The organism is Flavobacterium petrolei (assembly GCF_003314435.2).
Lineage (GTDB): Bacteria > Bacteroidota > Bacteroidia > Flavobacteriales > Flavobacteriaceae > Flavobacterium > Flavobacterium petrolei.
On the sequence record NZ_QNVY02000002.1, the window covers coordinates 679,969 to 693,296 of the forward strand.

Here is a 13,328-nt window from a genome sequence, read left to right on the forward strand (position 1 = left end):
ACCACTTTTATGTAATTATTTATTCTGTATAGTTTGACTTACATGACTTATATCTTGAAAATTATTACCATATCCATTTCAAAATGACATTAAAACAAAAAATAGGACAATTTTTCTTTCCTGCCGTTTTTATCAATGATACCGAAGAAAATATTCAGGCTACCGAAAGATTAATCAAAGAACACAATATAGGCGGATTGACTTTTTTTCACAGTCGAGCCAGTGCAGCAACGAATTATGAAACGAAGAAAAAAATAGTGTTGAATGATGATAGTTTTCAGCGTTTAAAGGAACTTATCATCAGGTATCAAAATTGCGCTACAACTCCGTTATTAATGAGTATTGATGCCGAATGGGGATTAGCCATGCGTGTCGAAAAAACACCACAATATCCGTATGCAATAACGCTTGGCGCTTTGCCGAACAATCAAAAAAACTTGGTTTACGAAGTTGGGAAACAAATAGGATTAGACTTAAAATCAGTTGGGATTCATTATAATTTAGCGCCGTTAGCGGATATCAATAACAATCCGAATAATCCTGTGATTGGCTACCGTTCTTTTGGTCAAAACAAAGAAAAAGTAAGTGATTTTGCTTTGGAATATCTAAGAGGAATGAATGATGTCGGGATTTTGGGTTGTCTCAAACATTTTCCCGGACATGGAAATACAAATGTAGATTCGCATTTAGGATTACCTGTTTTAAAAGAAACTCTCGAAGAATTATTAGCCAATGAATTAGTTCCATTTTTAAAAGGAATCGAACATAATGTGGATTCGATTATGATTGGTCATTTGGCTGTTCCTGCTTTAAACGATGGAAAAGATACTTCGGCAACATTATCAAAATCTGTGATTGAAACACTTTTGCGAAAGCAATTAGGTTATAATGGCTTAGTAATTTCTGATGCTCTTAACATGCATAGTGTTTCTAAATTATACGATCAAAAAGGCCTTCTGGAATGGGAAGCTTTTAATGCTGGAAATGATGTGTTATGCTTTGCCGAAAATGTTCCCGAAGGAATTCAAGAAATCTTAAAAAACGCAACTCCGGAGCGAATAGAAGCTAGTTTTCAACGCATCTGGAAATGCAAACAAAAAGCTGGAATTACAGACGGAAATCTTAGTCTGCCAGATACTTCAATAAACCATTTTGATTTTGAAAATACTTCGAAATTAAATCTGAAAATTGCTCAAAACTGCATTACTAAAATTAAAGATAATCACAATACTGTGACCGTTTTTGATGCAAAAAACAGAGAAGATCTTGCTAAAATCAGTATTTACAAAAACACTGATAATGTGTTTTTTAAAAGCCTGACTCATGCTTTGCCTTCGTCAGAATTTAGTTACGAAATAGGCGGTGAATCCGTTTTGAATGAATTAGAAAAAAACCTGAATAAATTTGACACACTAATCATATCTTTATTTGTTCCAAAGGCAAAACCTTTGAATAATTTTGATATTGAAGAATCTGTACTTCAATTTTTAGGCAACGTATTGACTACCAAAAAATGTGTTTTGTATGTTTTTGGAAATCCGTATGCACTACAAATTATTCCAAATCTGGAACATGCATTGGGAATTATAGAAATGTATCAAGATTTTTCAGAATTTCAAGAAACCGCTGCAGAGCAACTTCTGGAAAATATGGATTGCAAAGGAACTCTGCCAGTGATGGTTAGTATTCAATAATTATTTCTCAAAAAGTTTAAAATAGCACACATAAGAAATAACTATTCTTTAATAACTATTTATAATCAAATCTTATTGCTTCCAGCCTATTGTATAGACTACTTTTGCACCATCAAAATAAATAACTAAAAAAGTAAATAAAATGTCATTAGTAGGTAAAAAATTTCCAAGTATTGCAGTAGACGCTATTTCTGAAATGGGTGATAATTTAAAAATCAACATTTTCGAAGAAGCAGTTAATAACAACAAGAAAGTACTTTTGTTTTGGTACCCAAAAGATTTTACATTCGTTTGCCCAACTGAATTGCACGCTTTTCAAGCTGCTTTACCGGAATTTGAAAAAAGAAATACAATTGTCATAGGTGCATCTTGTGATACTAACGAAGTACACTTTGCTTGGTTGAATACTCCAAAAAACAACGGTGGAATTGAAGGTGTTACTTACCCAATTCTTGCTGATACTAACAGAAACTTATCTAACATCTTAGGAATTCTTGATATTGATTCAACTGAATATTCTGAAGAAACTGATTCTGTAATTGTTGAAGGTTCTAATGTAACTTTTAGAGCGACTTACCTAATTGATGAAACTGGAAAAATTTTCCATGAAAGTGTAAATGATATGCCACTTGGTCGTAACGTAAACGAGTTTTTACGTATGGTTGATGCTTACACGCACATTCAGGAAAAAGGAGAAGTTTGTCCTGCAAACTGGGAAGCTGGAAAAGAAGCGATGAGCGCTGACAGAATCAGTACTGCTGAATACTTGACTTTAAACTAATTCAATAACAATGTCAATTGCAATACCAAATTTCAATTCATAATATTGATTATTGTTATTGCAATTGCATTTTTAAATTTAAAAAATATGTTAATCGAATTAACTGAAGATACATTACAGGATTTAATTGCAAAAGACGAAAAAGTAGTCGTTCAATTTTCGGCATCATGGTGCGGAAATTGCCGAATTATGAAGCCAAAATTCAAAAAATTAGCTTCAGAAAACGAAACAATCACTTTTGCTCTTGTTGATGCTGAAAATTTCCCAGAATCCAGAAAATTAGCAAATGTTAGTAATTTACCAACTTTTGCCACTTTTGTAAATGGAAAACTGGTGAACGAAACACAAACCAATAAACAAGAAGTGTTAATTGAATTAGTGAACGAAATAGTTTAATGATTTCTTAGTTTAAAGTTGCCTGACTTTATAAGTAAGTTTAATGCAACAGCAGTTCAAAACCTTAAACCTTTAAAAACATTAAACTTTAAACTTAAAAAATAAAATGAAGTTACCCGTAATTAAGCATTTAACGCAGTTTATAGAAGAAAATGATGAAGATTACATCATAGAAACAATCGAAGTTCTGGAAGCAATGACTGAAATTTCATCATTGAAAGATGAAGAATTAGATGTTATTGGGGAATTAATTTCTAATATGTATGGCGCTTTAGAAGTCAACAAATTGGTAAAAACCGGAACTGACAAAAAAGAAGCTTTAAACAGTTTTATGAAACGTGTTTTGGGCTCTATTGACAAATAAAAAGAATTTTTAATTCTGTATTTCAAAAACGCACTCCGCAATGAGCGCGTTTTTTTTTTATACAAAAAGCAAAATACATTGCAGTCAGTGAGTTTAAAAATTGAACCAAAACGCTAAACTTATCGAGACATTTGAGGGCTTATTCTTAAATAATTTTCATACTTTTGAACCTCACAAAAAAACAAACATTATGGCTTCAATAACATTAGGAGGAAATCCGATTCACACATCAGGAGAATTACCAAAAGTAGGTACTAAAATTGCTGATTTTAAATTAGTTAAAACAGATCTTTCTGTAGCTTCACTAAGTGATTTTGCAGGTAAAAAATTAGTTTTAAATATCTTTCCAAGTATTGACACGGGGACTTGTGCAGCATCTGTTCGTAAATTTAACGAAAGTGCCAGTACTTTAGAAAATACAACAGTTTTATGCGTTTCAAGAGATTTACCTTTTGCGCAAAAACGTTTTTGTGGAGCGGAAGGACTTGAAAATGTAGTAAATTTATCTGATTTTCCAGAAGGAAGTTTTGGTAAAGCAAATGGTTTAGAAATTACTGACGGACCGTTGGCTGGATTACATTCAAGAGTTGTTATTGTTGTTGACGAAAACGGAATAATCACTCACACTGAACAAGTTGCTGAAATTGCAGATGAACCAAACTACGAAGCTGCATTAGCAGTACTATAATCACAACTTGATGGAGTTTCAAAAAGACAATACTTTCTTTACCGGAAGATTAAAAAGCGTCTCTTATGCATTTAAGGGCGCTTTGAAATTAATCTCGACGGAGCACAGTATTATGGTTCAATTTTCCATTGGGATTTTGATGTGCATTGCTGGATTTTATTTTGGTATTTCTAAAACAGAATGGCTTTTTCAGACTTTAGCTATCGGCTTAGTGATGAGCATCGAAGGTTTAAATACCGCTGTTGAAAAAATAGCCGATTTTATTCATCCAAATTACCATGAAAGAATTGGATTCATCAAAGATATTGCTGCAGGAGCGGTATTTTTTGCTGCTTTGACAGCAATAGCAATTGGTCTAATCATATATGTGCCTTTATTTCTTTAGGTATTATTTAAAATTAAGAATGGCAAAAACAACAAAAACAGCCCCTTTAAATAAAAAAAACGATACTAAATCAGTTGATAAAACTCCATTACAGCTAACCAAACAGCACAAAATTGTTTTAGGTTCGCTTTTGGTTTTATTTTCTATTGCTTTATTGTTTGCCTTTGTGTCCTTTTTCATTTACGGACAACAAGACCAAAGTGCTGTTCAGGAATTAACAAATCGTTCAGAAACCGTTCAGAATTGGCTTGGGAAATTTGGCGCCTTCTTAGCTGATTTACTTGTTTATAGAGGTTTTGGAATTGCTGCATTTATATTTGTACGTTTGTTTTTCCTTTCAGGGATTTATTTAGTACTTGGAATTCCGGCAAGGAAATTAAAAAACATATGGTTTTGGGATTTATTCGTAATTATTATTTTGTCTGTTTTATTTGGGTTCTTTGCTACTTCAGCTCCAGAATTAGGTGGGACAATTGGGTATGAATTAAATTTATTCCTACAAGATTATATTGGAAAACCAGGAACTTTGTTGATTTTATTCTTCGGATTAATAATCTACGTGATTTTTAAAATCAAACTTTCCCCTGAAAGTATTCAGTCCTTTTTTGACACTACCAAAAAAGAAATAAAAGCGGTTTCAATCACCAATCCGCTTAACAATGGCAAAAGTGGTTATAACCTAGAAGAATTTGCAGTTGTAGAAGAAGAGATTGATGACATCCATTTAAAAAAGAATGGTTCGCAATTCGAAATTAATAAAGAAGCACTGAAACCTACCATCAGTAATTCGTCTGATATTAACAGAGATCCAATTGCAAAACCGCTTGCAATGGAAGTTACGCCAATGGTAGCTCCAGAAGTTATTTCGAATGCTGACGAATCTTTTGTCATAGAAACTGCTCCGGAAGAAGATATTATCGAAGAAAATTTAGCTTCACGATTGGTGGCTGATTTTGGATTATTTGATCCAACTTTGGATTTATCCAATTATAAATTCCCTACAATTGATTTATTAAAAGAATATTCGACTGGCGGAATTACTATCAACCAAGAAGAACTAGAAGAAAATAAAAACCGAATTGTAGATACGCTTCGCAATTACAAAATAGAAATTGCACAAATAAAAGCGACCGTTGGACCATCTGTTACGCTATATGAAATTGTACCGGAAGCGGGAATTCGTATTTCAAAAATCAAGAGTTTAGAAGATGATATCGCCTTATCACTTTCGGCATTAGGAATTCGTATCATTGCTCCTATTCCAGGAAAAGGAACGATAGGAATCGAGGTTCCGAATAAGAATCCAACAATGGTTTCGATGAAAAGTGTTATTGGCTCTGCCAAATTTCAAGAAGCCGAAATGGAATTACCAATCGCACTTGGAAAAACAATTTCGAACGAAACATTTGTCGTGGATTTAGCTAAAATGCCTCACTTATTGATGGCGGGAGCTACCGGACAAGGAAAATCAGTTGGTTTGAATGCTGTTTTGACTTCTCTTTTGTATAAAAAACATCCAGCTGAAGTAAAGTTTGTTTTGGTAGACCCTAAAAAAGTTGAGTTGACCCTATTTAATAAAATAGAAAGACATTATTTAGCAAAACTTCCAGATATGGATGATGCTATTATTACGGACAATGCAAAAGTGGTGAATACGTTGAATTCGCTTTGTGTGGAAATGGACAACCGTTATTCGTTATTGAAAGATGCGATGGTGCGTAACATAAAAGAATACAACGATAAATTTAAGGCTCGGAAATTGAATCCTGAAAACGGACACCGATTTTTACCTTACATCGTTCTTGTTGTCGATGAGTTTGCCGATTTGATTATGACCGCTGGAAAAGAAGTTGAAGTTCCTATTGCACGATTGGCACAACTTGCAAGAGCTATTGGAATCCACTTAATTATAGCGACACAGAGACCGTCAGTAAATGTAATTACAGGTTTGATAAAAGCCAATTTCCCTGCGAGGATAGCTTTTAGAGTAACCTCAAAAATTGATTCCAGAACCATTTTAGATACTCAAGGAGCGGATCAATTGATTGGTCGTGGTGATATGCTTTATACTAATGGAAATGATGTCGTGCGAGTACAATGTGCTTTTATAGATACGCCAGAAGTAGAAAAAATTACTGATTTTATTGGTTCTCAAAAAGCATATGCGACTGCTTATTTACTTCCTGAGTTCGTTGGGGAGGAAAGTGGCATTAATCTTGATATGGATATTTCCGACAGAGATACTTTGTTTAGAGAAGCCGCCGAAATAATAGTGAATGCACAACAAGGATCAGCTTCGTTATTACAAAGAAAACTTAAATTAGGCTACAACAGAGCAGGTCGATTAATAGATCAACTCGAAGCTGCCGGAATTGTAGGCCCTTTTGAAGGAAGTAAAGCACGAAGTGTAAACATTCTGGATATGAGTTCTCTTGATCAATTTTTCAACAATGAACAAAACAAATAATACGATGAAATTAAAAATTCAAGATTCTAAAAAAAGTAGTGGAAATAGCATTGGTAAAAAACTATTTTTATTAACAGCAATGTTTCTGTTTACTTTTTCGATTCAGGCACAAGACAAAAAAGCAAAAGACCTTTTAGATCAAGTTACCGCCAAGGTTAAAAGTTATAATAATATTGCCATTGATTTTAAATACTCCTTAAATAATGCAAAAGAAAACATTAATCAGGACAGTAAAGGAAATGTGACGATGAAAGGCAATCAATATGTTTTGAATTTCATGGGAGTCACTAAAATTTTTGATGGAAAAAAAACGTACACAATCGTTCCTGAGGATGAAGAAATTACGATTTCTGCAGTTAACGAGAAAGACGATAATGCCATTACACCTTCTAAAATGTTGACTTTTTTCAATACCGGTTATAAATACAATATGGATATTTTGCAAAATGTAAAAGGCAGAAAAATTCAATATATCAAATTAGTTCCTTTAAATGCTAAAGACCAAAGAAAAGAGGTGTTATTAGGGATTGATGTTCAAACGAAACACATCTATAATTTGATAGAGGTAGGTAAAAAAGGAACAAAAACAACATTAACGGTTAATTCTTTCAAAACCAACCAACCTTTGTCAAAAAATCAATTTACATTTGCGGGAAGTAAATATCCAAATTACTACATCAACAAATTAGATTAATGCACTAGGTGAAAATTCTTGACAAATACTTATTAAAAACCTTTTTGACTACATTTACTACGGTATTTGTAATCCTATTTTTTATATTTATACTTCAAACCGTTTGGTTATTCATATCCGAATTGGCCGGGAAAGATTTAGATCTATTAATGATTATAAAATTCCTGGCCTTTTCTATGCCTAGAATTGTACCATTAGTTTTACCACTTTCGATACTACTATCCTCGATAATGACTTTTGGAAACTTAGCTGAGAATTATGAATTTGCAGCGATGAAGTCTTCTGGAATTTCGCTGCAACGAGCTATGAGAAGTTTAACGGTATTTATAATATTATTGAGTATTGTTGCTTTTTTCTTTTCGAATAATGTGATTCCGTATGCCGAATACAAGTTTATAAATTTCAGAAAAAACATTGCACAAGTTAAACCGGCATTGGCTATAGCCGAAGGACAGTTTAATGATGTGGGCTTTTACAATATTAAAGTCAACAAAAAAAGCGGTAAGGAAGGCAATACGCTTACTGGAATAACCATTCACAAAAAATCAAAGATTGGTGACGGAAGTAAAACAGTTATCAAAGCAAAAGACGGAGAATTAATCAGTAGTGAAGCATCCAGTATTCTGCAATTAGTGCTTAATAATGGCTATTATTACGAAGATATAGTACCTAAAAAATATGAAGATCGCAGTAAAATGCCTTTCGCAAAAAGTTCCTTTAAAAAGCAAATCATTAATATTGATTTGTCAGAACTAAATAAAGTTGACGTAAATGACGAATCGGTCGCTAATACCAATACGATGCTTACCGTTAATGAACTCAATTACACTTTAGATTCATTGAATAAGAACATGAAAACGGATATCATTTCGTTTACAGAAAACAGTAATTCCCGAATTGGATTTCCCGCGAAAAAGAAAATGGTTGCTGCTAAGGCTAAGAAAAGAGAACCGCTTCCAAATGATATTTTGTCGTTGTACACAAACCAACAAAAATCAGATATTTTAAAAATCGCGAGTAGTAATGTAACGAGTATTTCCTACGCTATTGATTCTTCCAGAACTGAATTGTTCAATAAGCAAAAAAACATAAACAGACATTTACTAGCTTTTTACGATAAATTTGTAATTGTATTCGCCTGCTTTCTTATGTTTTTTATAGGAGCGCCATTGGGAGCAATTATCAGAAAAGGCGGATTAGGACTTCCAATAGTTTTTGCCGTGTTGATATTTATTACTTTTCACTTCATAAATACTTTTGGAAAAAGGATTGCTCAAGAAAACGGAATGACTCCATTTATGGGAGCTTGGTTATCATCATTTATCTTAGCACCATTAGCTGTTTTACTGACTTACAGAGCTACAAACGATATTGGATTAATAAATATGGATGTTATATTAGCACCCTTCCAAAAAGTAATTAAAAAATTATTCCCAACACAAAACTAAACCCTAAATGGACTTAAATAAAATACAACTTAACACAATTGAAGAAGCAATAGAAGACATCCGTCAAGGAAAAATTATTATCGTTGTAGATGATGAAGATCGTGAAAATGAAGGTGATTTTTTGGCTGCAGCCGAAAAAGTGACACCGGAAATGATCAACTTCATGGCTACACATGGCCGTGGATTAATTTGTGCTCCATTAACGGAAAGCCGTTGTAAAGAATTAGGATTACATGTAATGGTGACCAATAATACGGATCCTATGGAAACCGCTTTTACAGTTTCGGTAGATTTAAGAGGAAATGGTGTAACCACAGGAATATCTGCAGCAGATAGAGCTAAAACAGTTTTAGCACTCGTTAATGCCGAGACAAAACCACATGATTTAGCAAGACCAGGACATATTTTTCCCTTAATTGCTAAACAAGGAGGTGTTTTAAGAAGAACCGGTCATACTGAAGCAGCAATTGATTTCGCACGTTTGGCAGGGTTTAAATCAGCTGGAGTGATTGTTGAAATCATGAATGAAGATGGAACAATGGCGCGACTTCCACAATTGGTGGAAGTGGCTAAAAAATTCGATTTAAAACTAGTTTCAATTGAAGCCCTAGTTGCCTATCGAATGCAACACGACAGTTTGATTGTTAAGAAAGAAGACTTTGATATTGAAACGCGTTACGGGACTTTCAGATTGAGAGCGTACCAACAAACTACCAACAAACAAATACATATTGCCTTAACTAAGGGCAATTGGAATATTGGCGAATCTGTATTAACTAGAATTAATTCGACTTTAGTCAATAATGATATTTTAGGGACATTGACAAACGATGTTAACAAAAAATTAGATGATATGTTTGAAATCATCAATCAACAAGGTAATGGTGCCGTTTTATTTATCAATCAGGAAGCACAATCAGTGGAATTACTGAATCGAATTGTAGAATTGAAAGGATTGCAAGCCAAAGGAGAATTTAAAGCGCCACAAATCAAAATGGATAATAAAGATTTTGGTATTGGAGCTCAAATTTTACATGATATAGACATTTCAAAAATTCGTTTATTATCCAATACTGAGCAAACAAAACGAGTTGGAATGATAGGTTATGGCTTAGAAATCACAGAATATGTTAAGTATTAAAGTTTTTTTTTAAATCTTTTTTAAAAATATTTTTCATCTAAAGTATAGAAAATGAAACCTTTAAAAAACAGTACAAAAAATAGATGCTTTTTTTCTAAAAATAGATTTGCATAACCAAAAAAGGTTCTTATATTTGCACTCGCAATCAGGTAATGGTTGTCGCTCACTGGAGAAATGGCAGAGCGGTCGAATGCGGCAGTCTTGAAAACTGTTGACTGTAACAGGTCCGGGGGTTCGAATCCCTCTTTCTCCGCCAGCTGGAAAGCAAATTGAATTAAAACCCTTTAAATCGTATGATTTAGAGGGTTTTTCTTTTATACCCCCTCCAAAATATTCATTAATGCGTGTCTATAAGGGGATAAATTCGGGTACCCTAAAACTTAAAAAATTTGGGTAACCGATTTTTATCTCAGGCTAGAACACACAAGGCTTTTGAACATATTTGATAACATGTTCATTTGTTGAATAGCTACATGTTTAATAACCTGTTTACTATTCAAACATCTTGTGTTGAAGTCTTTTTAGAATTAAATTTAAGTTTAACTAAAAGGTTACCGCAATGAAAACAAAAGTATCTATTCTCTTTTATGCAAAGAGAGCAAAAGCCAGTGTAAACGGTTTAGTACCTATCTACACTTGAATTACTGTCAATGGCCAAAGAATTGAATTGAGCACAAATAGATTTGTCGAAATTTCAAAATGGTCCACGGAAGCTGGCAAAATGAAAGGTAGTTCTGAAGAAGCCCGTTCAATAAATACTCATCTAGACATGTTCAAAATCAAGATTATTGATATCCAAATGGAACTTATCCATAAAAACATCAATATAACTTCTGAGGCACTTAAAAACAGACTGCTTGGAACCCAAGAACGCCAGAGAACCCTCATCCCTATTTTCAAAGACCACAATAATAAAATTAAAGAATTAGTGGGTAAAGAATATGCGCCGGGAACACTAGAGCGCTACAATACCTCCTTGAAGCATACTATAGAATTCCTGGAATGGAAATACAAAATATCCGATATCAAAATCTCGAAAATCGACCACGCTTTCATTACCGAATATGAGTTCTATTTGAGAAGCGTTCGCAATTGTGCTAACAATACCGCTGTAAAATACATCAAGAACTTCAGTAAGATAATTAAGATTTGCTTGGCCAATCATTGGATTGACCGGAATCCATTTGCTAATTATAAATCTAAAGTCAAAGAAGTTGAGCGAGTGTACTTATCAGAAGGCGAAATCCAAAATATAATCAATAAAGATTTCAAGACAGAAAGACTATCATTAGTACGCGATATTTTCCTATTCAGCTGCTTTACCGGCTTAGCGTATATTGATGTCAAAAACTTAACAAAATCTCATATAAGCATCGGTATTGATGGAGAGAAATGGATATTTACCCACAGACAGAAAACGGAAACAGCATCAAAAATTCCAATACTTCCCCTAACACAAATGATTATTGACAAATACGAAGATCATCAGGAATGCAACAATCAGAATAAACTGCTTCCAATTTTAAGCAATCAAAAAATGAATGCCTATTTAAAAGAAATAGCAGGTATTTGTGAGATCGAAAAAGAATTGACTTTCAACATTGCCCGACACACTTTTGCAACGACAGTAACGCTTACAAATGGCGTTCCCATTGAAAGCGTGAGTAAAATGTTATGTCATAAAAACTTACGAACCACCCAGCATTATGCTAAGGTCTTGGACAAAAAAGTAAGTGAGGATATGAAAATACTTCGCGACAAATTTGCTGCAGTGACTTCTCAACAAAATAAAAATATAAACTAGTGGTAAGTGATTGAAAATAAAGGAGATAAATAATAGTCCCTTTTACATTTGTTTTCGGGCAATGTATTAAACTATTTTAGGTGATTTTTATTAATAAAACCCAAATAGAAATTAACCAAACCCAAACTATTTTATGATCACATTCAGTCGCACATTATTATGTGAACTCGAAGAAGAATTGCATGCTATATCATTTGATTATGATAACCCAATAAGCATGAGTGATAAGTCTATCGAAACCACAGTTACGTATTTACAGATTCTTAAAAATTACACGTTGGATAATGAATTTCAAACCAAGGAGGATGAAATTCATTTTTTCAAAAATATTAAACCCAAATTTTCTTCTAAATTAATTTACTTCAACAAAGTCAGAAAACTAGAATCTTACAAGCCTCTTGGGAGTAAAAGAATACAAAGAGATTATTTAGAAAATGAATTAAATAAACTTAATATTTATTTTGGAGAAAACACTGAGTTTTATAATTACTACCGATTAGGAGGTAATTCCTTTGACAACAAATTTTTTATAAGAAACAGCTTTGAAATCGATATTATAAGCCAAATCTACAAATAAGATACATAATGCTCCAGTTTTTATTAATTACAATACTGTAAATCGATTGTTAGCTAGATTTATAAATCTACAGAAAAGTGGACCGATAGCCTACAAGAAAGAGTTATCATGTTTTATTTGAATTATATCCTGATATAAGAAATGTCTATCAATGATCATAGCAATTCGTAAATGTTTACAATTCTTATAATCATAGCACATAACTATGCTTAATTAGAAAAATAATAAAGAAATATAGAGGAGACTAAGTTTAAGAACTTCAATATAGTACTCAAAAGAATAACGGTTAATTACTAACCAACAATAAACTACTTTGAAATAATAATACAAGCGTTTCAGCGAGAATATTTCAATAATAAAATTAAAGCTTTTAAATCGCAATTTAGAGCGATACGAAAAAATATATGTTCTTATTCAGATTATATAACATTTTTGGATAATTAAGACAAGAAAAAGTAAGCCAATCAGTATTTAAGGCTTTCAATAGTATCCCAAGAACCATAATCTATCAATTACAAAACTATTTAGCAGTATTTTGATAATCGAAGCACCAATGCCTCAGGAATCATTCAATGCGCAAATAAATACGTTCAGAAGCAAATTTAGAGGCTTAAGAAATATAGAATTCTTCCTATTTAGACTCACTAATTTATGTTCTTAATTTATCTACTCTACAGGTTATGGGATTGATCCGGCAATACCCAGACACTTCTTACCATTAAAACAAAAAAAAAATCCTCATCAACTGAATGATGAGGATTCTTCAAAGAAAGGCGACGACATACTCTCCCACATAACTGCAGTACCATCTGCGCAGGCGGGCTTAACTACTCTGTTCGGGATGGGAAGAGGTGAGCCCCGCCGCAATAACCACCTTAAGAGGTTATAA

At 33.1% G+C, this 13,328-nt stretch carries 12 protein-coding genes, 1 tRNA gene and 1 rRNA gene; 13 read left to right on the forward strand and 1 reads right to left on the reverse strand.

Annotation, left to right across the window (positions count from 1 at the left end; translation table 11 throughout):
- The first annotated feature begins 83 nt into the window (after window positions 1–83).
- From DR871_RS09405 to DR871_RS09465, 13 genes are all read left to right on the forward strand, one after another.
- Complete coding sequence (locus tag DR871_RS09405) at window positions 84–1,694, forward strand: glycoside hydrolase family 3 protein (protein ID WP_113665519.1); 1,611 nt, start codon at window positions 84–86, stop codon at window positions 1,692–1,694.
- Window positions 1,695–1,836: 142 nt separating this feature from the next.
- Window positions 1,837–2,475, forward strand: a complete 639-nt coding sequence (locus tag DR871_RS09410) for a peroxiredoxin (protein WP_113665518.1) — start codon at window positions 1,837–1,839, stop codon at window positions 2,473–2,475.
- Between the two features lie 87 nt (window positions 2,476–2,562).
- Window positions 2,563–2,871, forward strand: a complete 309-nt coding sequence (locus DR871_RS09415; protein ID WP_091172170.1) for a thioredoxin family protein — start codon at window positions 2,563–2,565, stop codon at window positions 2,869–2,871.
- 106 nt (window positions 2,872–2,977) lie between these two features.
- Entirely contained in the window at window positions 2,978–3,235 is a 258-nt protein-coding gene (locus DR871_RS09420) for a DUF6952 family protein (protein WP_113637306.1), read from the forward strand.
- A gap of 190 nt (window positions 3,236–3,425) precedes the next feature.
- Window positions 3,426–3,923 carry a thiol peroxidase gene (gene tpx / locus DR871_RS09425; protein ID WP_113665517.1) on the forward strand — a complete coding sequence of 166 codons (498 nt, stop codon included), beginning with the start codon at window positions 3,426–3,428 and terminating at the stop codon, window positions 3,921–3,923.
- Window positions 3,924–3,933: 10 nt separating this feature from the next.
- Window positions 3,934–4,308 carry a diacylglycerol kinase family protein gene (locus DR871_RS09430; RefSeq protein ID WP_113665516.1) on the forward strand — a complete coding sequence of 125 codons (375 nt, stop codon included), beginning with the start codon at window positions 3,934–3,936 and terminating at the stop codon, window positions 4,306–4,308.
- A gap of 19 nt (window positions 4,309–4,327) precedes the next feature.
- Entirely contained in the window at window positions 4,328–6,775 is a 2,448-nt protein-coding gene (locus DR871_RS09435) for a DNA translocase FtsK (protein ID WP_113665515.1), read from the forward strand.
- Window positions 6,776–6,854: 79 nt separating this feature from the next.
- Window positions 6,855–7,469 carry a LolA family protein gene (locus DR871_RS09440; protein ID WP_371807565.1) on the forward strand — a complete coding sequence of 205 codons (615 nt, stop codon included), beginning with the start codon at window positions 6,855–6,857 and terminating at the stop codon, window positions 7,467–7,469.
- A gap of 8 nt (window positions 7,470–7,477) precedes the next feature.
- A complete protein-coding gene (locus DR871_RS09445) occupies window positions 7,478–8,917 on the forward strand; it encodes an LptF/LptG family permease (protein WP_113665513.1) in 1,440 nt (479 codons plus the stop codon).
- 7 nt (window positions 8,918–8,924) lie between these two features.
- Window positions 8,925–10,058: a 3,4-dihydroxy-2-butanone-4-phosphate synthase gene (gene ribB / locus DR871_RS09450; protein WP_113665512.1), complete on the forward strand. Its 1,134-nt coding sequence runs from the start codon at window positions 8,925–8,927 to the stop codon at window positions 10,056–10,058.
- Window positions 10,059–10,226: 168 nt separating this feature from the next.
- Window positions 10,227–10,314: transfer RNA gene (locus DR871_RS09455), tRNA-Ser, on the forward strand.
- A gap of 384 nt (window positions 10,315–10,698) precedes the next feature.
- Window positions 10,699–11,862: a site-specific integrase gene (locus DR871_RS09460; RefSeq protein ID WP_317125680.1), complete on the forward strand. Its 1,164-nt coding sequence runs from the start codon at window positions 10,699–10,701 to the stop codon at window positions 11,860–11,862.
- Window positions 11,863–11,995: 133 nt separating this feature from the next.
- Window positions 11,996–12,439, forward strand: a complete 444-nt coding sequence (locus DR871_RS09465; protein ID WP_113665511.1) for an RteC domain-containing protein — start codon at window positions 11,996–11,998, stop codon at window positions 12,437–12,439.
- 768 nt (window positions 12,440–13,207) lie between these two features.
- On the opposite strand, the gene rrf is transcribed toward DR871_RS09465, so the two are convergent.
- Window positions 13,208–13,317, reverse strand: a 5S ribosomal RNA gene (gene rrf, locus DR871_RS09475).
- Between the last annotated feature and the right edge of the window lie 11 nt (window positions 13,318–13,328).

Bases quoted from the DNA above. Each gene is read 5' to 3' on its own strand.
- DR871_RS09430 (WP_113665516.1), top strand. From the start codon at position 3,934: ATGGAGTTTCAAAAAGACAATACTTTCTTTACCGGAAGATTAAAAAGC.
- tpx (WP_113665517.1), top strand. From the start codon at position 3,426: ATGGCTTCAATAACATTAGGAGGAAATCCGATTCACACATCAGGAGAA.
- DR871_RS09410 (WP_113665518.1), top strand. From the start codon at position 1,837: ATGTCATTAGTAGGTAAAAAATTTCCAAGTATTGCAGTAGACGCTATT.
- DR871_RS09440 (WP_371807565.1), top strand. From the start codon at position 6,855: ATGTTTCTGTTTACTTTTTCGATTCAGGCACAAGACAAAAAAGCAAAA.
- ribB (WP_113665512.1), top strand. From the start codon at position 8,925: ATGGACTTAAATAAAATACAACTTAACACAATTGAAGAAGCAATAGAA.
- DR871_RS09415 (WP_091172170.1), top strand. From the start codon at position 2,563: ATGTTAATCGAATTAACTGAAGATACATTACAGGATTTAATTGCAAAA.
- DR871_RS09420 (WP_113637306.1), top strand. From the start codon at position 2,978: ATGAAGTTACCCGTAATTAAGCATTTAACGCAGTTTATAGAAGAAAAT.
- DR871_RS09435 (WP_113665515.1), top strand. From the start codon at position 4,328: ATGGCAAAAACAACAAAAACAGCCCCTTTAAATAAAAAAAACGATACT.
- DR871_RS09465 (WP_113665511.1), top strand. From the start codon at position 11,996: ATGATCACATTCAGTCGCACATTATTATGTGAACTCGAAGAAGAATTG.
- DR871_RS09405 (WP_113665519.1), top strand. From the start codon at position 84: ATGACATTAAAACAAAAAATAGGACAATTTTTCTTTCCTGCCGTTTTT.